Genomic DNA, 21281 nt, shown 5'->3' with positions numbered 1-21281 from the left:
TATCTCATTTCATAATTTATATTTAGGTTGTCATACCGTGGCTTAACCACGGTATGACACTAGGTCAAGTTGCGGTATGATATTTGTACTACTTAATCTTTCTAATTCCTAGCTTACTTATTAAATCTAAATATTCGCTAACATTATTCTTTTTAATATAGTTAAGTAATCTGCGGCGACGTCCGACTAAAATTAATAATCCGCGTCTTGAAGTATGATCTTTATGGTTAGATTTAAAATGCTCGGTTAAATTATTGATTCTTTCAGTTAAGATAGCACATTGCACCGCACTTGAACCTGTATCATTTTCCGTTATAGCATATTCTTTAATTAATTGTTGTTTACGTTCTGTAGTAATCGACATCGATAATTTCTCCTTAAATATATAGACTTCTAGTTTTAAAAGAAGTCTTGTGTTAAATTAAATACTCGTAAAGAATTAAAGCAACTCTTGTTTAAGCTACCTATTGCAAGCAAAACACCTTTATAGCGAACCCATAAAAGATTAACGTCTTTTTCATAATTAAATAAACATTTCTGTCCGTATTTAATTTGCTGTGCTTGGCTGTCAGTTGCATCAAGAACCAGGATGTCGTCCAGTATTGCTTCTATCTTTATGCTTTTTTCCTCTAGGGAATTTTTGGTAATTTCGTCAGGCGATTTAATTCGGATAGCATTTTCTTCTTTAAATATTCCAACCTGAGTACGGCGTAATTCTATCACAAATCCTAAACTTTGCAAGGACAATGCCAAATCTTCTGCTAAAGTCCTTATATAAGTACCTTTTGAGCATTCCGTATAGTATATAGCGGTAGCATTTTTCTCATCAAAATTTAAACATTTTAGATCATAAATAGTTATATTTCGTGGCTTTAATTCTACTTCTTTCCCCTCTCTTGCCAATTTATAAGCTCTTACGCCGTTAACTTTAAGAGCTGAAAAAGCCTGCGGTATTTGTGTTACGTTACCGATAAATTTAGAACATACGGCATAAGCCTCTTCTTGAGAAGGGATATAATCTTTCGTTGCTATTACTTTACCGGCATAATCGCCGCTATCTGTTTGTGTTCCAAATTTTACGGTAAAAATATAGGCTTTTCTAGCATTAATTAGTAGCTGTATTAGTTTTGTAGCTTCACCTACGGCAAGTGGTAATACTCCTTCCGCTTCTACGTCTAGAGTACCTGCATGCCCTATCTTAACTTTACCGAGTATTTTTTTTACTATACTAACAAGTATAGCAGAACTTATGCCTCTTGGCTTATAAATATTTAACCAATAATTACTCATTTTAATTTGACTTAAATTTAGAAAATCTTTAATATATAACTCTAGCCAATATAGTATTGTTGTATAGATCAGGAAAAGCTCTAGATGTAGAGTAAAGCGAGATAAATCGAGCTTTTCAAAAAATCTTTTAAAAAGCTTACTGGATTCCCGCTTTCGTGGGAATGACATGCAGTTCATACAACAAAGCTCCAATTACATGATAGGTTAGACCAAATAATGACGATTAACCCCAATAATATAGAAAATAATATAGAAAATTCTTCCTCTAAAATCAATACCTGTCTTTCTAAACTTACCGATTATATCTGGCCTATAAAACGCCACGAAGTTTCTAAATTTTTATTCATCACCTTATTAATGTTCTGTATTTTATTTATCCAAAATCTAATTAGAGCTTTAAAAGATAGTATTGTTACTACTATGATAGGCGCCGAGACTATCTCGTTTTTGAAGTTTTGGGGAGTGATGCCGTCAGCTTTCTTAATGACTGCTATCTATGTAAAGCTTGTTAATAGGATGAAAGCAGAAAATATATTTTATCTTATTATATCAATTTTTTTAACATTCTTTGCTTTATTTGCCTACGTTATTTTTCCAAATCATGAAATGCTGCATTTAAGCCCTGTAAACATTCAAAATTTAACGGCAAGTTTACCTAATTTAAAATGGTTTATACTGCTTTTATCAAAATGGAGTTTTTCACTATTTTATATAATAGCCGAATTATGGCCAAACGTAGTTTTTGCATTACTTTTTTGGCAGTTTGTTAATAATATTACTACAGTGGAAGAATCTAAAAGATTTTATCCGTTATTCGGTTTACTTAGTCAAACAGGTATTTATTTAGCAGGGCAGTTTTTAGAAAATCTAAGTAATATTAATGATTACGTAACTAATAAATTTGCATTGCAATCGTCTTTTCATACACTTTCTATACAAATTATACTAACTATAGTATTAATTTTAGGTATAATAGCTATTAAAACTTTTTGGCTGCTTAATCATAAAGTACTAGACAAAGAGCATATGGCGTTACTCAGGTTTAAAGCAAAGAAAAAATCTATGACTATTGCCGAAAGTTTTCAAATGATTCTATCGTCAAGACATATTAGATTAATTGCAACTTTGCTTATCTGCTATGGCATTGCCATTAATTTAGTAGAAGGTCCTTGGAAAGCAGTAGCTACTAAAATTTATAAAACTCCAACCGAATATGCAGCTTTTATAGGAAGTTATTTGAGCTATACCGGAGTATTTACTATTTTATTTGTCGTACTTGGTTCAAATATAGTTAGAAGACTTGGCTGGTTTACGGCAGCTGTTATCACACCTTTAATAGTTTTTATTACCGGTATATTATTTTTTGCCGTTAATAATTTTGAAGGATTTGCCGGCTTAATAATAGCAAATTTTATCCTAACCGATCCTGCTTTAATTGCTATAACAATAGGTGCTATTCAAAATGTGCTTAGTAAATCAAGCAAATATACCTTATTTGATTCAACAAAAGAAATGGCCTATGTTCCTTTAGATCCGGAAATAAAAATAAAAGGTAAAGCTGCTGCCGACGTGATAGGTACAAAACTCGGTAAATCCGGTAGTGCATTTTTACAATCATTGGTATTTATAATATTACCTTCCGCTAGTTATCAATCTATTTCCATCTGTTTAATGATTATATTTATAATTACTTGCTTAACTTGGCTTTGGGCAACTAAAGAACTCAATAAAGAATATAAAAATTCTATTAAATTTTCTCAATAATAATATCAGTTTTTTCTTGATATTACTAAAATCTCTATATACTATCTTTGACAGTATAACACAAACTGTGAAAAAGATGTAGTACTTGCATGGATCGGTCTTTTTGGTGTCACCCCGTGGTCAAGTCACGGGGTGACAGCGGAAAATTTGTGCTAATTAATTTTTGGTTAAATTAGAGGTTTTATGAGTAAAGATAATACTGGATATGAAAATGATGAAGGATATGAATCCGATATAGATGAAAAAAAACAAGAACAAGCTGCTCCCGCTCAACCTACACTAGATGCAGCTGACGATGGTTTTATCGTTACTTCTGCATCTTCTGCTCAATCTACCCCTTCAATTAGTGCTTTATTGGACAATATCTCTCCTGACGGTCAGACATCAGACCCAATAACCAAGGCTGTAAGAGAAACAATTATACAACCGCAAAAAGATAATTTAATAGAACAAATATTAAAAGACCTGGCAGCCTTTGCAGACCGTGATTTAGCTGAACAAAAAAGAAAAGAAATAGAAGAAGAAAAAGATAAAACATTAAATGCTTTTTTCGGTAATCCGGCTAATAGAAAATTTATTGATAAGGCTTTAGAAAATCCTGAGCTTAAAAAGAAATTAGAATTAATAGAAATAGCCGGCTATAAAAATGTTCATAATACATTTAGTGCCGCTAGTGGATACCCTGGTGGATTTAAGCCGGTACAGTGGAAAAATCAAGTAAGTGCAAGCGATCTTAGAGCAACAGTAGTTAAAAATGATGCAGGTGATGAACTCTGTACCTTAAATGAAACAACTGTTAAAACTCAGCCTTTTACTGTAGCTAAACAAGACGGTACTCAGGTTCAGATCAGCTCATATAGAGAAATAGATTTTCCTATAAAACTTGATAAAGCCGATGGGTCAATGCATTTATCGATGGTAGCATTAAAAGCTGATGGCACAAAGCCCTCCAAAGATAAAGCCGTATATTTCACTGCCCACTACGAAGAAGGACCAAACGGTAAACCTCAACTTAAAGAAATAAGCTCACCGAAACCTTTAAAATTTGCTGGAACCGGAGATGACGCAATAGCTTATATAGAGCATGGTGGAGAAATTTATACACTTGCGGTAACACGCGGTAAATATAAAGAAATGATGAAAGAGGTAGAACTAAACCAAGGGCAGAGCGTTGACTTATCACAAGCCGAAGATCTTATAATAGGACAAAGGCAAAGTAAGGCACTAGAAACAAACGAACCTACAATAAATCCAAATCAAGGATTACAGTCATCTATTGAAACGCCTACGCCTACTCAAACTACACAGATGCCACAGTCGCAACAAGTGAATCCAAACCTCCTTAATGCAGCTACAGCTTTATCAGGCAGCATGCAAGATTTATTAAATTATGTAAATGCAGGTTTAACAAAAGAAACTGACGGCAATAAACAAATTGATTTAATTAAAGAAGCAGCCACGGTAATTCTTAATAATGAGAAAAGTGATATTGCTGAAAAGCAGGCTAATATCATTGCTTTAACTGAAAATACGGTCAATAATAACGACCTCACACCGGACACAAAAGTAGCTGGAGTAAATGCGGTATTAGAAACCATAAAAAATGATCAGAATACCCCAGACCTAGAAAAATCAAAAATGCTTGAAGCTACAGTAGCTATCGCTTTAAATTCAGAGAATCTTGAACCGAAGCAAAAACAGCAGATGTTAGAAAAGGCAGTAGATGTCGGTTTAAGTCTTAAAGATGATGCAAGTAGAGCTGCGGCAATTGACGGTATTACGGATGCTGCAATAAAAAGTAACCTTTCTACTGAAGATAAAGGGACAATGCTTATAGCAGTAGGTGATAAGATTAATGCCTCTGAATTAAGCAATGCGGAAAAACAAAAATTATTAGGTTCTGTATTAAAGAAAGGTGTAGAAGTCCAAGTTCTCAGCCCGGAACAACAACAATTGATGCAACAGAATTTAGATAAGATTACGGCGGAACAAACTAAAAAAGATACAATAAAAAAAGTAAATGATATTTTATTTGATCCTCTAAGTAATACTGAATTAAAAACAACAAACATACAAGCCATTACATCTAATGTTTTAGATAGTCCGGCTAAAGTAGAGGTAAAAAGTGAAATAATTGAAGGAATTACTAACACAGTTGCAGGAAGCTCGCTTGAAGCTAAAGACAAAGCAGAGATTGTTAAAGGGGTAGGCGAGACTATAGCTACTCATAGTGATACCTCTTTATCCTTACCGGGTAAAGCACTTATTATTGCATCAGCGGAAAAAGGTATTGCAGAAAGTAAGACTGATTTACCTGATAGAGAGCTAATGACTAAAGGATTAGTAGACGGTATTTATGAAGGCAAAGGAGGTCCTGAAATAACTAAGGCAGTTTCTAGCGGAATCGATAATAGTAATATTAATAACTCTGAGAAAGAAGCACTTAAAAAAGCTAAAGATGCAGCGAGTGAGGCAGCTTTAGATAGAGAAACTCAAAATTTAACTGAAGGGTTAAAAGGACAGAATATAGAAGAACCCAAGCCTCGCGATGATATATATAACAAAGCCCAAGATGTAGCTAATGCATTAAAAAATGTTATTACCCCTGTTTTAGATGCTCATCCTGAAAAACGTGAAGTCTCAAAAGAAGAAGTTGTGAAAAAAACTTCAAATATATTAAATGATATCTCTAAGCTTGCAGTTGAGAAAGTCAATAATTTTCGTGCTATGCTTTCTCCAGATGGTAATCTTAAAACTCTCGAAGAAAAAAGAGCTGAATCAACAAAAAAAGTAGATGAGCTGGTAAAGGAATTTGGTACTAAATCTTCTACTGAAGAACAGCAAAGTTTCATTAAAGCTAATTTAATTGATGATAGAACTTTATCTAAAGAGGTACGTTTACAAACTATAGATAAGTTATTACAAGAACAGGCACAAAAACGAGCAGACGCAGTTGAAAACCGTAGTGTTAAAACGAAAGATGTAAGGGTAGTATCAGGACAGTCTGAATTAAAACCTATAAGTAAAGATGAGCCGGATATTGAAAAAGCTAAAATGGTAGTAGAAAGAGATAGAGTTAATATCAAAGATAATATAAAAATTATGGGAGCATTAATGAATGCAAGAGATAGCATTCAGTCGGAAATTTTAAATAAATCAAAACCTATTAAAAGAGATTCTTCTCCTCCACAACGCTGATCAAGATTTGTATTCTGTATATTATAAAGGCAAGCTGCCATCCTGATTATGTTTTGATATCATTTATGTCATCCCCGCGGAAGCGGGAATCTAGTAAAACATATAAAAAATAAGTTTTTTATATGTTTATTTTATCAAATATGTAACTTCTGTATCAATATTAAAGTTATTTTTCCAGATTCCCGCTTCCGCGGGGATGACATAAATGATATCAAAACATAATCAGGATGGCAGCTTGCCTTTATGCATTAGTTTTTTCTTTTCCAGCTAAACATTTTACTAAATTATTAACGGCTTGTTGTTCTTCCGTGCTATTAATTTTCATAAAATTTCTTGAAACTTCAATGCACATACGTTGATGTTGAGTATGTACGGGCTGCGGTTTATTAGCTTCTTCTAAACCTTCAAAGAAATAATCAATATTCCTATCTAAAGCTTCTGCGATTAGTACTAGCCTTCCTACAGAAATTCTATTAATTGCTTTTTCGTATTTTTGTAATTGTTGATGAGTAACATCAATTACTTCAGCAAGTTGTTGACGAGACAGCCCCTTAGCGAGTCTTAAAGAATAAATTTTCTTGCCGATAAAACTATCGATTTTTTGTATAATATCGTTTTTTCTACCCATTATCTTCTCCTTGGTTACTAATTATATCTATATTTAAAAATTTTCTTTGAACAAAAATGATATTATCCTATATTATTATAAAACATGTGGTATTAGTAATTTAGTACCATTAAACTTATCCAAGTGTAAGTAGAAATAATGCCATAAATTAATATTATAAGCAACTATAAAATAACATTTTATAAGTTTTTTGTAATCATTTGGTAAATAATTATTAAAGAATCATGCAAAATTATTTCTTATCAAATAAAAATATTATAAGAACTTTAAAATTATTTTAAAGATAAAATATGAATATCTTATGTTTTAAAAACTTATTTATGTCTATATATTCTGCTTGTTTTTTAAAAATATCGTTTGGTGCATAAACTATTTGATAGTAATGTTTCTCTTGATTCATTAATATACTCCGGATAAATGAAGAGTTATTTTTGCATTGCTAAATACTGAAGCATAAATTACAATTTATAAAAAAATAAAATTTTAGTGTATTATAGAAAAATATAAAATTAATGCAAGGGAAAATTTCATTTCTATATTAATATTTCAAATCAAGGATTAAAGTAATGAGAAAAATTTTTAATTGTCTTTACGTAGCCTTATTTAGAACAATAGAAGATGATGGCGTTGAACATTCGGGATATATGTCATTCATGATACTTTTATCTATTTTCCCTTTCCTAGTATTCTTATTAGCTTTAACAAGCTTTTTAGGAGCTTCAGAACTTGGTCAAAATTTTATACAAATTTTTCTAGAGAGTCTTCCGGAGCAAGCGACGGAATCAATAGAAAAGAGAATACGAGAATTACTAAGTGCTCCTCCTCAAAGTTTAATGAATCTTGCCATAGTAGGCAGTATTTGGACTGCTTCTTCTTTTGTAGAATGTTTAAGGACTATTTTAAATCGTGTATATCAAATAAAATCTCCCCCCCCTTATATAAGAAGAAGATTACTTAGTATTATACAGTTTCTTATAATTAGTGCCTTGATTACCTTTACTATGTTTCTTTTAGTGGTGATTCCAATATTATTTACAAAAATTCCGATAATATTAGAGACCATTGAAAAATATAAGATCATTTTAAATTTTATAAGATATTCTTTAATTTTAATTTTATTATTTTTAGGTGCCTCGTCTTTGTATTATATATTACCTAATGTAAAACTAAATTTTATTGATGTATTCCCAGGGGCTTTATTAACTGTGATATTATGGATAATAAGCGGCTATTTGCTTTCAACTTATATAGTCTACTATAATCAATTAAATCTAATGTATGGTTCCCTTGGTAGTATAATAGTTACATTAATATTCTTCTATATTATAAATATGATATTTATCTATGGTGCGGAATTTAATTATCTAATGAAAAATTATGAAAATATAGAGTGAAGTGTGGCTTAAAGCACTTCATAAGTATTTAGTTTTACAAAAATAAAATAATTAATTGAAACAATTTCGGCAGTTTTATATTTAAAACTTTATATCAATCTTTATTTTAGTTGTAAAAAAAACAATTATTTTTTAGTTTTTAGGTTTTGTGAACAAAATACAAATTATTTAAAAAACTCCGGTTTAAATAACATAAAGCTATCCTGAGATGATGTAGGTAATGGAGTTAAATTATATTGCGGATCGAAAGCGTTCCCATAAATTTTTTCTATTTTTTGGAGCGAATTTGGAGATTTTAAAGCCAATAATATTGATTTTAAAATAGTAAAAATTGCTATATACGGATCGGTTTCGGGGGAAGATAAGCGATGTTCTAAACGTTTTGGAAAAGAATTTGGAATTCTTACGGCTACGCTTCTATTATTTCCACCGTACGATATATGTGTAGGAGCCATAAATTTTTTATTTATCCGTGAATAATCTAGAGTAGTCGGCATAAAAGCGAGTAGGGTGTCTAACATATAGTGACATAGCCCTTGTGCTGCTAAAATTATATAATAATCATTGAAATCGGAATTAAAATTAATATGAAAATGCATACTATTACCATAATCATCCAAAAACGGCTTAGGAGAAAAATCTATATAACCGTTTAACTGCTGTGCCATTTTTTTTAAAATAGTTTTAACCTCTAATATATTTTTTATATATTGTATTAAGTTTACAGAAGGAGGGAGATCTATTTCAAATTGGTTATTGCCTTTTTCTTTTTTTATTTTAGAAATTTTAAATCTAGCTAAGTATTTTCTTGAAAGTATTTCAAATTTAGCTATATCAATATTGTGGCTTAAATAAAACTCTATTTCTACGCCGATAATAGGGATTAGGTTATAGTCTTGATGAAATTGTGCTATTATTTTTTCCAGCTGTTTATTTTTTTGTAAACGACCGGATAAAGTATTAATAAAACTATTATAATTAATATGGGGTATTTTCATGGAAGAATTAATAAACGGATCAGTTTATTATAAAATTTTTGATAAAACATTCAATAATTCTAGTCATAGATATATAAAAAAAAATAACTCTATAAATGAAACAGAAATAGTTGAAAACAAAAAATCTATTACTACTTATTTTAAAGCACAAGATATTTTAATTTTAAACCAAGTACATGGCAATCAAATTGTTAATGCTGATGAGTTCATAATTGCCGTACCTGATGCAGATGGAAGCATTACAACTAAGAAAAATTTAGTATTAGCGGTACAATCGGCAGATTGTGTACCGGTATTACTTGCAAGCGGCGACGGTAAAATAATCGGAGCGGCACATGCAGGTTGGAAAGGAAGTATAAATAATATTATTAGTAATATAGTTACTAAAATGACAGAAAAAGGAGCAAAGAATTTAATAGCAGTGATAGGTCCTGCTATAGCTCAAAGTTCATATGAAGTTGATGATGAATATTATAAAGCTTTCTTAAGTAAGGATATTAACAATAAACAGTTTTTTATAAACTCTATAAAAGAAAATCATTATATGTTTGATTTACCGGCTTTTGTAGAGTTAAAACTTAAAGAAGCAGGTGTCAAAGATATAAAAAATATTGCTGAAGATACTTACACAAATCCGTTAAAATATCCAAGTAAAAGATGCTTATATCATTTGCAAGAACCTTATAATCAGAATATATTATCAGCTATCATAATTAAATAATGGCATTACTAAATAAATATTGATGGTTTGAAAAAGCTACGTCATTGCAAGGAGGCGTTGTTGCATGGATCGAAAAACGCACTGGGTGTCATACCGTGGCTTGACCACGGTATCCAGAAAAATAACTTAAAATACTAATAATCTTAGTATTTTAAACTGGATCCCGCGATCAAGTCGCGGGATGACACTGGAAAAACTGATACACGCAACAATGCTCGCTCGCAATAACGATATCTATCTTTATTTAGCAATGCAAAAATAACTCTTCATTTATCCGGAGTATATTAATGAATCAAGAGAAACATTACTATCAAATAGTTTATGCACCAAACGATATTTTTAAAAAACAAGCAGAATATATAGACATTGTTGATGATAATATTCGTACTATTGTTGATAAAATGCTTCAGACTTTACATATAGAAAGGGCAGTGGGCTTGGGTGCTAATATGGTAGGAATATTAAAGCGTATAGCGGTAGTTGACCTACATGAAAATAATAAATCATCGCCTATAGTTTTTATTAATCCGGAAATAACTTATTTTTCGGAAGAAAAACAAACTTTTATTGAGGGTTCTTTATCGTTTCCAGGCATTGAAGCATCTATTACACGATCAAAAGCAATCAAGGTAAAGTATCTTGATTATAACGGTAATAAGCAAGAACTAGCAGCAGAAGGCTTTTTAGCAACTGTAATTCAGCATGAAATAGATTATTTAAACGGCAAAACTTTCTTAGATTATTTATCAAAACTTAAGCGTGATACACTACTTAAAAAGATGCTAAAGCATATAAAACTCCATCCTCCACATATTCACGGTAGAGGTTGTAGGCATTAATTAATTCTTAAAATTTATTTTTTATTAATAAATATGGAGGAAATATTTTATGTATCAACAACAACCGAATATATCTAATCAATATCCGGAAGAATGCTATATATCACAAGAAAAAGGAATACTTAGAACACCTCGCAATTTATACAATAATTCATTAGAAAATATACCATTTGCAAAACAGACAATTAAAGATTTACAAAAGACTTTAGTATTCGGAATTGCCGACGCCGCAACACTTCTAGCATATCTTTGTTATAACGGTTTTGGTGACAAACTAAATCTATAGATAAAATAAAGTTATTTATAGCTGTAGGAAAAAACTTAGGTAGCGAAATATGTACGCGATATATGGAAGGACAAAATGATGAAACTTTTGACCTGGCTGAATTTTTACAAAATAATCCAAAATATTATCAAAATCTTTTAAATAAAGCCGAGCGATTTGCTAATATAACCCCGATTATGGATAAGGAATAGAGAGGAAGGAAGGTTGCAAGAGTTATTAAACCTTATATAAATAGGGCACTGAAGGAGTAAAATAAAGGTTTAATAACATGTGTAAATATACTACAATATTTTGTATAGTAGATAAATTTTGTAAAATTTATGAGAAATGGGTAAAACATCAATTGCTGAAAAGTAATAAGCAAAGATTTAGAGAAGGTAAGCTTTCCTTAAGTGAAGAACTCTCAATAATGATTTTTACCATTTTAGTGCATATAAACATTTAAAAGCTTATTACCAAAACTTTATTATTAATGGTAATTTGTTCAGGAATCCACCTTGTTATGAGAGATTTGTTCAGCTTATTCCTTCATTATTTCTGCCATTGATTGTGATGTTACATTACTTAAGTGGGAAAAGAACGGGAATTTATTATGCAGATTCCACACATTTTGCAGTATGTAAAAATATCAGAATTAATTCTAACAGAACTTTTAATAATCTTGCAAAAATGGGACGTAGTTCTGTCGATTGGTTTTTTGGATTCAAGCTTCATATGATAATCAATGATAAGGGAGAAATTATTGCTGTTAAAATTACCAAAGGTAATGTTGATGACAGAATTGCATTTGAAGCAATGGTTATCAAAAAGGTCTAAAAGGTAAGTGTTATGATGATAAGGGGTTTATTTCAGAAAAAATGTTTACAAAACTTTATAAGCAAGGTTTAATAAAAATTACCGGAATAAGAAAGGATATGAAAAACTATTTATTACCTCTTTTGGATAAAATCCTTTTAAGGAAGAGATTCATTATCGAAACCATTTTTGGCTACATAAAAGAGAATTTTAATTGTACAAGTTACGACTTAATCTGACAGAGTTGAGTAATCAGGCAGCTTGATGGGCAATCATCAAATTGTCTGATATTCTCTCTATATTACCAATATTTTTATCTATATTACCAATATTACCAATATTTTTATCTTTAGCAATATAAAGTGAATCTGTAAAAGATTGCATTGGTGTTTTACCAAAGCAATGTTTACCGGAATGAGGTCTTGCATTATTGTAACTCACAAGCCAGTTATCTATATCTGTTTGCAATTCATCAAGTGAATTATAAAATTTTTTGCGGAATAGAATGTGATAGCACTCTTCCTGCATAGTTTTATGGAAACGCTCACAGATACCGTTGGTTTGAGGACTATATGCTTTAGTTTTGGAATGATCGATATTCTCAATGCCAAGATATAGTTGGTAAGCATGGTTTTCTGGTTTTCCACAATATTCCGTACCTCTATCAGTTAATATTCTAAGCAGAGGGATATCATGGTTTGCAAAGAATGGAATAACCTTATCATTTAAGTGGTCTGCAGCTGTAATAGCCGTCTTTTCGGTATAGAGTTTACAAATAGCTACTCCTCAATAGGTATCGACAAAAGTTTGCTGATAAATACGGCCTATGCCTTTAATATTACCAACATAGTAAGTATCTTGTGAACCAAGGTAGCCAGGGTGCATAGTTTCTATTTCACCACTAGCTTCACGTTGGTTTTTAACTTTTTCAAGAACAGCAAGTTGATTATCACTTAAAACAATACCATCATTTGCTACTTTAGTCTCTAGAGCTTTTAGACGTTTTTTGAAACTTTCTAAATCATGACGTAACCACACAGATCTAACTCCGCCACCAGAAATGATTATCCCACTCTTGCGTAATTCATTAGCAGCACGTTCCTGACCAAATGCTGGAAATTCAACAGCTATATTAACTACAGCATCCTCTATATTTGCGGGCACACGATTCTTAATGCAAGCTTTACATCTAGTCATCTCATATAGAGCTTCCCCTTCCCCACCTTGATCATGGAGCTCTTTGTAACGATAAAATGTATCCCTGCTATAACCCATTACTTTGCAAGCTTGTGATACATTCCCTAATTGTTCAGCGAGTTTTAATAAACCGATTCTTGGCTTTATGATTTTTTCTTGATATGTTGTCATCTGACAGTCTCCTTTTTAGTAGGTTGTTAAAACTTGCCAGGTACTATCTTATCTTTTTTCTTCGTACCCAACAATCCTTAACTGTCAGATCAATTCTTTACTTTTACAAATAATAACAAACTCCTGAGATTGCTTCGTCAAAACTTATAGTTTTTCCTCGCAATGACGAATTGGGTATCTACTCAACAATACTTTCCTGTCTCCGTAGGAATAACATTATTCAAGCTCAGAATTAAATATATCTTTTATATTTTTTATATCACCGCCTAAAGGAGTTTGACTTTCACCAAGTGTATTAATTTCATCAAGTGAAAAGAATTTTGATTTAGCAGTTTCTCCTAATCTAGAACCTGTTTTAGTTTCAATATTAGCCTCAGAAACATTTACATTATTTATGCTTGTTTCTTGTATTATTTCTGCTTTTAACTTTTCTATAATTGCTATATATTTTCTTATGCTTATCATTATTATGCTTAAATCTCGAAGTATCAGCTTCATGCTTAATTAATAATTTGCAAATATCTTTATATATAACCCCGATTATGGATAAGAAATACATGGTTTATTAGGTTTAAGTTGGTAAGCAATAAGAGCAGAGAATAGAGAAGTAAAGAAATTAATAGGTGATCGATGTCTGGAAGGAGTAATATTAAAATTCTCTTTTATGTAGCCAAAAATGGTTTCGATAATGAATCTCTTCCTTAAAAGGATTTTATCCAAAAGAGGTAATAAATAGTTTTTCATATCCTTTCTTATTCCGGTAATTTTTATTAAACCTTGCTTATAAAGTTTTGTAAACATTTTTTCTGAAATAAACCCCTTATCATCATAACACTTACCTTTTAGACCTTTTTGATAACCATTGCTTCAAATGCAATTCTGTCATCAACATTACCTTTGGTAATTTTAACAGCAATAATTTCTCCCTTATCATTGATTATCATATGAAGCTTGAATCCAAAAAACCAATCGACAGAACTACGTCCCCTTTTTGCAAGATTATTAAAAGTTCTGTTAGAATTAATTCTGATATTTTTACATACTGCAAAATGTGTGGAATCTGCATAATAAATTCCCGTTCTTTTCCCACTTAAGTAATGTAACATCACAATCAATGGCAGAAATAATGAAGGAATAAGCTGAACAAATCTCTCATAACAAGGTGGATTCCTGAACAAATTACCATTAATAATAAAGTTTTGGTAATAAGCTTTTAAATGTTTATATGCACTAAAATGGTAAAAATCATTATTGAGAGTTCTTCACTTAAGGAAAGCTTACCTTCTCTAAATCTTTGCTTATTACTTTTCAGCAATTGATGTTTTACCCATTTCTCATAAATTTTACAAAATTTATCTACTATACAAAATATTGTAGTATATTTACACATGTTATTAAACCTTTATTTTGCTCCTTCAGTGCCCTATTTATATAAGGTTTAATAACTCTTGTAACCTTCCTTCCTCTCTATTCCTTATCCATAATCGGGGTTACTTAGTACAAAAAGTATGTGAACATAGCGGAATGGTAACAATAGGGCATGAAGATCCTCCTTATTCTTTAGAATTAATAAGTTGATATTTTTAGTTTTCTGATATGGGAGTATGGCTAAACTACAAGAAGGAGATGAGAAGCAAAAATCACATTTTCACAAGTCGCAGCCAAGCTTCCCAGTCACGTTTGCCTAAATCTTTTTCAAACGATAATAAGTCTTTTACCGTCTGCTTACATATTTCTACGGAAGGGATTATAAGCTCTTGTTCTTTTGTGGAATTTAGCAAACATTGCGTTTTACAAGTTTGTTCTAAATGGTAAGTATAAAACATAGCTTCATGGATAGTTTTGCCGCAGGTAATAGCACCGTGATTACGAAGTAACATCACGTAATTTTGCTTAAGGTCATTAACAAGTCTAGTGCTTTGCTTGTCAGCATCTAGTACTAGAGAATTATAATCATGATATGATATTCTATCGTAAAAATGTAATGCCCATTGACTGATCGGTAAAAGCCCGCATTTTAAAGCAGAAACGGCAATAGCTGCGGGAGTATGATAATGAAAAATGGCAGAAATATCAGAGCGTGCTTTATAAATACTACCATGAATAAAGTAACCGGTTTTATTATATTGATATTCTTCCCCTTCTAAAATTTTTCCGTCTAAACTAACTTTTAAAAGATTCTCTGTAGTTACTTCTTCAAACCTTAGTCCAAAAGGATAAATATAGTAAAAATCGGCATTTTTAGGTCTTGCGGATAGATGCGTATAAGTATGATCATCCAGCGATAAATACGCCATTATTCGGTAAGCGGCAGCTAAATTATATTTTATATCCATTATTGTTAAAATCTATATTGGTTTTATGTTATTCTCGCGTAGACCGGTTTTTTATTGTCTATCATACCGCGACTTGATTGCGGGATCCAGTAAAAATATTAAAACAACTAATACTAGTTGTTTTTTTGGATACCGTGGTCAAGCCACGGTATGACAACAAAAAAGTTTGGATTCCTGCCGTTGCTGGAATGACATAGGAGCTGTGCAACAAATCCTCAACGCTATTTAAAGGGAACGTATACTGCTTCTTTCTCTGTTTCTATAATCGCTTCTTTAGGAGCTTTTATACATTCTTGTAAAGATTTTTTCCCTAAATACGGTGCTAGATTATAATTTAATATATAACATTGTAAATTATCTTTCTTACCGCTAAAGTTAAATTCAATTTTATTTCTTTGCGCCAATAGCTTTTTAATCTCTGTCGTTTGCTGGATAAAATTCTTTTGTTCTAAGTTTAAGTGCTTGATTCTTAGTATATTTTTTACTACGGAAAACGTAGAAACAGCAAGAAGCAAAAGAAATATAAATAACTCTTTATTACTTTGCTTATTTAAGAAAATACTATTTTTAATATATGCAGCTGCAATCATTCCGATACCGATAACATAGCATCCTAGATATCTAAGTAACGATGCTCCTCTAATTGCCTCCTCATAACTAAAGTTAAAGAAATATAAATATAACCGCCACAAAGCAAAAATTATAAAACACGCAAACGTACTTATCAGGAAAAATTTATATTCTTTCAACAAATCAGGTTTATATTTACGAATTCCGTACCATGCAGCTATACAAATAGTATATACAACTAAACTTCCTTCTTTTACTAAGAATAACAAGAGAAATTTACCGTAATTTAGTAATAATGATCTATGCTGTTCATTAAAATTTTCAGCAATATATACTAAATTGCTAAAACTATGTTCGCCTCTGTCAAAAAAATCATGAGTATTTTTAAAATAACTCATCCAAATAAAATTACACAAAATCGGTAAGGTAAGTAGAATTAGATATATAATGTAATCACTTGATTTTTTATGTTTTTTATAAAAAATTGTATAATGAGCTATAAGAATTACTGAAGCAAAACTAGCAAACCATGTTCCAATTTCTCGGAAAGAGGCAAGTAATATCGTAATAGGTAAAATAAGCAATAATGCTTTTTTCTTGTCTTCCTCAAGGATATAAATTGCAAAAATAGCTCCGAACATTAAGCCAATAGTACTATCGTTATATATTGAGCGAATTCCGGTCGTATATAATACTACACTACAAAGCAAAAGTGTGAACAACACACTGGTTTGCCACAATTTCTTATTTGCGGCTAAAGGAGCTAGAAATGCTAAATGTAATAAGAAATGAGCAAATAATACGTTACCGTCCGAATAACCTGAAAGTAACAGCATAAAATAATGATAAACAGCAGCTCCTCTTGGATAATGGGCATGAGTAGTAATAATGGAGGTTAACAAAGACTGATTCTTAAAAACACCGAAATATAGCAATTCTTTAGTAAATATCCCCCAATGTGAGAAATCATCATAAGCATGCAGCGATGAATCTCTGGTATAAAGAAAAAATAAAAGAATCAATAAAGTAAATACAATGATTTCAATTATATTTTTTCTAGATTCCTGCTTTCGCAGGAATGACATGAAGGAGGTATTATTACGTAGATCAATAAATGCGTGCGGTGTTATACCGTGGCTTGACCACGGTATCCAAAAATATAACTTAAAAATACTAAACATTTTTAATTGGATCCCGCGATCAAGTCGCGGGATGACAGGAGCGGAGCCACCCCCTGCAACAACGCCTATGAAATGCAGGAATGACATGAAAGCTAAAAATATACCGATGAAATAACTTACATATGTTGCAGCCGGTAATAGCTTTAACATAGCAAAACAATATAAAACCGGTACTAATATGCTGATTGTTACAGGAATAACGAAAGTCAATTTCGTTTTGAAATATTTGGCAAAAAAAGACGAAAACCCAAAAATGCTTAATATCGATATTATGATCATATTAATTTGTAAATAATTTTTCCGTCATTGCGAGGAAAAATTGAAAATTTTGACGAAGCAATCTCAGGATATTTGACAAGATTGCCACGCGGTCTTCGACCGCTCGCAATGACGGGGTAGTGTCTCCTCGCAATGATTATATATTATCACCCATGTTTAATTTTAGCTTGTGCTGCGGCAATTCTTGCTATAGGGATTCGGTATGGAGAGCAAGAAACATAGTTTAAATTCATTCTGTGAAAAAATTCTATAGAGCTAGGGTTTCCTGCATGCTCTCCGCAAGCTCCGAGTTTCAAATTAGCATTACTGCTTTTTCCTCGTTTTATAGCAATTTCAATTAATTCTCCTACACCTTCTTCATCTAGAGTAGTAAATGGATCGGATTCAAAAATCTTCGCTTCTAAATAATATGGAAGGAAGGAAGCAATATCATCTCTAGAAATTCCGTAGGTAGTCTGAGTTAAATCATTAGTACCAAAACTAAAATAGTCAACTTCCTTAGCTATTTTCTTACTGCCGAGTGCTGCCCTTGGTAGTTCTATCATAGTACCGAGCGTAAAGGAAAATTTATATCTATAACGTTGCTCTAATTCCTCTATTACCTCATAAATATCCATTTTAAGCTTTTTTATTTCACCTACATTGCTAATTAAAGGAATCATTAGTTCTAAGTTACATTCTATATGTTCTTTTTTATGTAGCTCAAAAATAGCTGTAAAAATTGCTTCAATTTGCATTTGGTAAATTTCCGGCGAACATATACCAAGTCTACATCCACGGTGACCGAGCATAGGATTTACTTCATGCATAGCATGAAGACGTTGATTAATCATGGATAAAGGTAGATTTAAGTTATTTGCCAAATTCTTTTTATCTTCTTCGGTGGTAGGTAAAAACTCATGCAACGGCGGATCAAGTAATCTAATATTTACTGGTTTATCTTTCATTACTCTGAATAAAGCTTTAAAATCCTCAGTTTGCAGAGGTAATAATTTCTGCACAGCAAGCTTTCTCCGTTCTATATCAGGAGCAATAATCATTTCCCTTACTAAAGGAATTTTATTTTTATCAAAAAACATATGTTCGCTACGACACAAACCTATACCTTGAGCTCCAAACTTTATAGATACTAAAGCATCGTTAACCGTTTCGGCATTTGCACGAACTTTTAAGCTACTAATCTCGTCTGCCCAATCTAAAATTAATTTTGATTCCTCACTGAAAGTAGGTTGAATTAACGGCATTTCACCTAAGAAGATTTTACCACTACCTCCGTCAATCGTTATAATATCACCTTGTTTAATAACTATGTCGCCTGCTGTTAATATTTGCTTTTTCTCATCTATAGATAAATTACTTGTGCCGCAAACACAAGGCTTCCCCATACCTCTTGCCACAACTGCGGCATGTGAAGTCATTCCCCCTCTAATAGTTAAAATACCTGAAGAAACATGCATTCCATTAATATCCTCGGGACTAGTATCATGGCGTACTAAAATTACTTTATGATGATGAGATAATTTTTCGGCATCATAAGGTGAGAATACTGCAATACCTGTTGCAGCCCCAGGAGAAGCAGGTAGCCCCTCGGCAATAGAAGTAAGCCCCTTACTGTAATCAATTCTTGTATGTAATAATTGATTTAATGATTCCGGATCAATTCGCATTAAGGCTTGTTCTTTAGAAATAAGCTTTTCTTCTACCATTTGTACGGCAATATTAATAGCAGCGATGGCTGTTCTTTTTGCGGTACGTGTTTGCAAGATATATAGCTTATTATTTTCTATAGTGAATTCTATATCCTGCATATCTAAGTAATGTTCTTCAAGCTTTTTCGCAATTTGTGATAACTCCTTAAACACTTCCGGCATCATTGCTTGCATAGAATTTGAATCATGTGTAATAATAGGCATAGGTGTTCTAGTTCCCGATACTATGTCTTCACCTTGAGCATTTATTAAAAACTCTCCAAAGAGCTTTTTTTCTCCTGTAGAAGGTGATCTAGTAAAAGCAACTCCCGTAGCTGAAGTTTTACCTAAATTACCGAAAACCATTGCTTGAATATTAATAGCCGTACCGAAAACCTCCGAAATATTATTGATTTTTCTATATATAACCGCTCTATTACTCATCCAAGAATGTAGCACCACTTTAATTGCCGATTCTAACTGTTCATAAGGATCATTAATTAGTTGCTTAGTATACTTAATATGCAACCGTTTGAAATCATCAATAATTTTTTCTAATAATTCTACGGTAATATCGCTATCTTTATAAATATCGGCTTGAATCTTGTGCTTTTCGTAAATTTGTGCAAATAGATCACTAGGTATAGATAATACCGTTGAACCGTACATTTCTAAAAATCTTTTGTAACTATCAAGAGCAAATCGTTTATCACCGCAGGAATCCGCAAGAGCATTACACACTTCGTTATTCATTCCAAGATTAAGGATAGTATCCATCATTCCAGGCATTGAAATCGTAGAGCCCGAACGCACCGATAATAACAAAGGATTGCTTGTACTGCCGAAAATTTTACCGGTAGTTATTTCAAGTTCGGTGATAGCTTTTTTTAAGTCGCTTTGAAAATTTTTAGGAAAGTTATTATTGTGGGTATAAAAGTAATTACATAGCTCTGTAGTTATTGTAAAACCATCAGGAATAGGTAGTTTTAGGTTAGACATTTCAGCAAGACCGGCACCTTTGTTACCAAGTATATTCTTCATGCTAGCGTTTCCATCACTACCATTACTGCCAAAATAATAAATTAATTTTTTCATATCATATATCAAAATTTGCTAACAATTTATGTGTTTAGAAGCATTAAATACATATTTATACAGTATGAAAAAAATAGTAGCAATGTTAAATTAAGAATATCTTTAATAAAATAGTTGAAATTTTAAATTTGTTATTATATTTATTAATTATTTATTAATTTAACGCCGATTATGGATAAGGAATAGAGAGGAAGGAAGGTTGCAAGAGTTATTAAACCTTATATAAATAGGGCACTGAAGGAGTAAAATAAAGGTTTAATAACATGTGTAAATATACTACAATATTTTGTATAGTAGATAAATTTTGTAAAATTTATGAGAAATGGGTAAAACATCAATTGCTGAAAAGTAATAAGCAAAGATTTAGAGAAGGTAAGCTTTCCTTAAGTGAAGAACTCTCAATAATGATTTTTACCATTTTAGTGCATATAAACATTTAAAAGCTTATTACCAAAACTTTATTATTAATGGTAATTTGTTCAGGAATCCACCTTGTTATGAGAGATTTGTTCAGCTTATTCCTTCATTATTTCTGCCATTGATTGTGATGTTACATTACTTAAGTGGGAAAAGAACGGGAATTTATTATGCAGATTCCACACATTTTGCAGTATGTAAAAATATCAGAATTAATTCTAACAGAACCCCGATTATGGATAAGAAATACATGGTTTATTAGGTTTAAGTTGGTAAGCAATAAGAGCAGAGAATAGAGAAGTAAAAAAATTAATAGGTGATCGATGTCTGGAAGGAGTAATATTAAAATTCTCTTTTATGTAGCCAAAAATGGTTTCGATAATGAATCTCTTCCTTATAAGTTAATTGAACTTCTTCTAAATGTTATTGACTAA

General features: G+C 31.6%; 22 protein-coding genes and 3 pseudogenes. 11 read left to right on the top strand and 14 right to left on the bottom strand.

Annotated features, from left to right (window positions below):
- Positions 1 to 88: 88 nt before the first annotated feature.
- Together rpsO and truB are read right to left on the bottom strand one after the other, a co-directional pair.
- Entirely contained in the window at positions 89 to 364 is a 276-nt protein-coding gene (rpsO, locus tag RMONA_RS05685) for a 30S ribosomal protein S15 (protein ID WP_008580203.1), read from the bottom strand.
- Positions 365 to 399: 35 nt separating this feature from the next.
- The gene (truB, locus tag RMONA_RS05680) at positions 400 to 1290 is read right to left on the bottom strand and encodes a tRNA pseudouridine(55) synthase TruB (RefSeq protein WP_037231775.1); all 891 of its coding nucleotides are present in this window, start codon (positions 1288 to 1290) and stop codon (positions 400 to 402) included.
- Positions 1291 to 1506: 216 nt separating this feature from the next.
- On the opposite strand from truB, the gene tlc4 reads away from it, so the two are divergent.
- Positions 1507 to 3054 carry an NTP/NDP exchange transporter Tlc4 gene (tlc4, locus tag RMONA_RS05675; protein ID WP_023508175.1) on the top strand — a complete coding sequence of 516 codons (1548 nt, stop codon included), beginning with the start codon at positions 1507 to 1509 and terminating at the stop codon, positions 3052 to 3054.
- Positions 3055 to 3237: 183 nt separating this feature from the next.
- The gene (locus RMONA_RS05670) at positions 3238 to 6252 is read left to right on the top strand and encodes a Sca4 family spreading effector (RefSeq protein ID WP_023508176.1); all 3015 of its coding nucleotides are present in this window, start codon (positions 3238 to 3240) and stop codon (positions 6250 to 6252) included.
- A gap of 241 nt (positions 6253 to 6493) precedes the next feature.
- Here RMONA_RS05670 and RMONA_RS05665 read toward each other — a convergent pair whose 3' ends face one another.
- Positions 6494 to 6880, bottom strand: a complete 387-nt coding sequence (locus tag RMONA_RS05665; RefSeq protein ID WP_023508177.1) for a helix-turn-helix domain-containing protein — start codon at positions 6878 to 6880, stop codon at positions 6494 to 6496.
- 319 nt (positions 6881 to 7199) lie between these two features.
- Positions 7200 to 7280, bottom strand: a pseudogene (locus tag RMONA_RS08675) (peptide deformylase); the annotation flags it as partial.
- Positions 7281 to 7446: 166 nt separating this feature from the next.
- Between RMONA_RS08675 and RMONA_RS05660 the strand changes: the two are divergent.
- On the top strand, positions 7447 to 8274 hold the full coding sequence (locus tag RMONA_RS05660) for a YihY/virulence factor BrkB family protein (protein ID WP_014014351.1): 828 nt from the start codon (positions 7447 to 7449) through the stop codon (positions 8272 to 8274).
- Between the two features lie 164 nt (positions 8275 to 8438).
- Here the strand turns inward: RMONA_RS05660 and RMONA_RS05655 are convergent, their stop codons facing one another.
- Positions 8439 to 9272 carry a type I glutamate--ammonia ligase gene (locus RMONA_RS05655; protein WP_023508179.1) on the bottom strand — a complete coding sequence of 278 codons (834 nt, stop codon included), beginning with the start codon at positions 9270 to 9272 and terminating at the stop codon, positions 8439 to 8441.
- On the opposite strand from RMONA_RS05655, the gene pgeF reads away from it, so the two are divergent.
- The gene (gene pgeF / locus RMONA_RS05650) at positions 9271 to 9993 is read left to right on the top strand and encodes a peptidoglycan editing factor PgeF (protein ID WP_023508180.1); all 723 of its coding nucleotides are present in this window, start codon (positions 9271 to 9273) and stop codon (positions 9991 to 9993) included. The two genes, RMONA_RS05655 and pgeF, sit on opposite strands and share 2 nt — an antisense overlap.
- Before the next feature lie 50 nt (positions 9994 to 10043).
- Here pgeF and RMONA_RS11530 read toward each other — a convergent pair.
- Positions 10044 to 10227: pseudogene (locus tag RMONA_RS11530) on the bottom strand (hypothetical protein); the annotation flags it as partial.
- Positions 10228 to 10280: 53 nt separating this feature from the next.
- Here RMONA_RS11530 and def point away from each other — a divergent pair.
- From def to RMONA_RS08670, 5 genes are all read left to right on the top strand, one after another.
- Positions 10281 to 10832, top strand: coding sequence for a peptide deformylase (gene def / locus RMONA_RS05645; protein WP_023508181.1), 552 nt, complete (start codon positions 10281 to 10283; stop codon positions 10830 to 10832).
- Between the two features lie 49 nt (positions 10833 to 10881).
- Positions 10882 to 11118, top strand: coding sequence for a hypothetical protein (locus RMONA_RS05640; protein WP_023508182.1), 237 nt, complete (start codon positions 10882 to 10884; stop codon positions 11116 to 11118).
- A 62-nt stretch (positions 11119 to 11180) separates the two neighbouring features.
- Entirely contained in the window at positions 11181 to 11309 is a 129-nt protein-coding gene (locus RMONA_RS10950; protein ID WP_023508183.1) for a hypothetical protein, read from the top strand.
- A 361-nt stretch (positions 11310 to 11670) separates the two neighbouring features.
- On the top strand, positions 11671 to 11934 hold the full coding sequence (locus RMONA_RS05635) for a transposase (RefSeq protein ID WP_023507103.1): 264 nt from the start codon (positions 11671 to 11673) through the stop codon (positions 11932 to 11934).
- Between the two features lie 41 nt (positions 11935 to 11975).
- Positions 11976 to 12152, top strand: coding sequence for a transposase (locus tag RMONA_RS08670; RefSeq protein ID WP_242402797.1), 177 nt, complete (start codon positions 11976 to 11978; stop codon positions 12150 to 12152).
- Positions 12153 to 12165: 13 nt separating this feature from the next.
- Here the strand turns inward: RMONA_RS08670 and RMONA_RS05630 are convergent.
- From RMONA_RS05630 to RMONA_RS05610, 6 genes and pseudogenes are all read right to left on the bottom strand, one after another.
- Positions 12166 to 13281: pseudogene (locus RMONA_RS05630) on the bottom strand (IS481 family transposase).
- 216 nt (positions 13282 to 13497) lie between these two features.
- On the bottom strand, positions 13498 to 13779 hold the full coding sequence (locus RMONA_RS05625) for a hypothetical protein (protein ID WP_157699824.1): 282 nt from the start codon (positions 13777 to 13779) through the stop codon (positions 13498 to 13500).
- A gap of 42 nt (positions 13780 to 13821) precedes the next feature.
- Positions 13822 to 14094, bottom strand: a complete 273-nt coding sequence (locus RMONA_RS07440) for a transposase (protein WP_046058373.1) — start codon at positions 14092 to 14094, stop codon at positions 13822 to 13824.
- Positions 14095 to 14123: 29 nt separating this feature from the next.
- Positions 14124 to 14387: a transposase gene (locus RMONA_RS07435; protein ID WP_046058374.1), complete on the bottom strand. Its 264-nt coding sequence runs from the start codon at positions 14385 to 14387 to the stop codon at positions 14124 to 14126.
- A 534-nt stretch (positions 14388 to 14921) separates the two neighbouring features.
- The gene (locus RMONA_RS05615) at positions 14922 to 15617 is read right to left on the bottom strand and encodes a class II aldolase/adducin family protein (RefSeq protein WP_023508184.1); all 696 of its coding nucleotides are present in this window, start codon (positions 15615 to 15617) and stop codon (positions 14922 to 14924) included.
- A 221-nt stretch (positions 15618 to 15838) separates the two neighbouring features.
- Positions 15839 to 17518, bottom strand: a complete 1680-nt coding sequence (locus tag RMONA_RS05610) for a hypothetical protein (protein ID WP_037231782.1) — start codon at positions 17516 to 17518, stop codon at positions 15839 to 15841.
- Positions 17519 to 17546: 28 nt separating this feature from the next.
- Here RMONA_RS05610 and RMONA_RS11290 point away from each other — a divergent pair, with 28 nt between their 5' ends.
- Complete coding sequence (locus RMONA_RS11290; protein ID WP_156147428.1) at positions 17547 to 17663, top strand: pyruvate phosphate dikinase; 117 nt, start codon at positions 17547 to 17549, stop codon at positions 17661 to 17663.
- A 130-nt stretch (positions 17664 to 17793) separates the two neighbouring features.
- Here RMONA_RS11290 and ppdK read toward each other — a convergent pair whose 3' ends face one another.
- Positions 17794 to 20430: a pyruvate, phosphate dikinase gene (ppdK, locus tag RMONA_RS05605; protein ID WP_023508186.1), complete on the bottom strand. Its 2637-nt coding sequence runs from the start codon at positions 20428 to 20430 to the stop codon at positions 17794 to 17796.
- A 547-nt stretch (positions 20431 to 20977) separates the two neighbouring features.
- Here ppdK and RMONA_RS10485 point away from each other — a divergent pair.
- The gene (locus RMONA_RS10485) at positions 20978 to 21109 is read left to right on the top strand and encodes a transposase (RefSeq protein WP_242402808.1); all 132 of its coding nucleotides are present in this window, start codon (positions 20978 to 20980) and stop codon (positions 21107 to 21109) included.
- On the opposite strand, the gene RMONA_RS11525 is transcribed toward RMONA_RS10485, so the two are convergent.
- Positions 21081 to 21188 carry a hypothetical protein gene (locus RMONA_RS11525; protein WP_410526360.1) on the bottom strand — a complete coding sequence of 36 codons (108 nt, stop codon included), beginning with the start codon at positions 21186 to 21188 and terminating at the stop codon, positions 21081 to 21083. The genes RMONA_RS10485 and RMONA_RS11525 overlap by 29 nt on opposite strands.
- Positions 21189 to 21281 lie beyond the last annotated feature (93 nt).

The sequence above is a fragment of the Rickettsia monacensis genome, assembly GCF_000499665.2.
In the GTDB taxonomy this organism is placed as follows: Bacteria; Pseudomonadota; Alphaproteobacteria; order Rickettsiales; family Rickettsiaceae; genus Rickettsia; species Rickettsia tamurae.
This window is presented reverse-complemented; position numbering and strand designations above follow the sequence as displayed.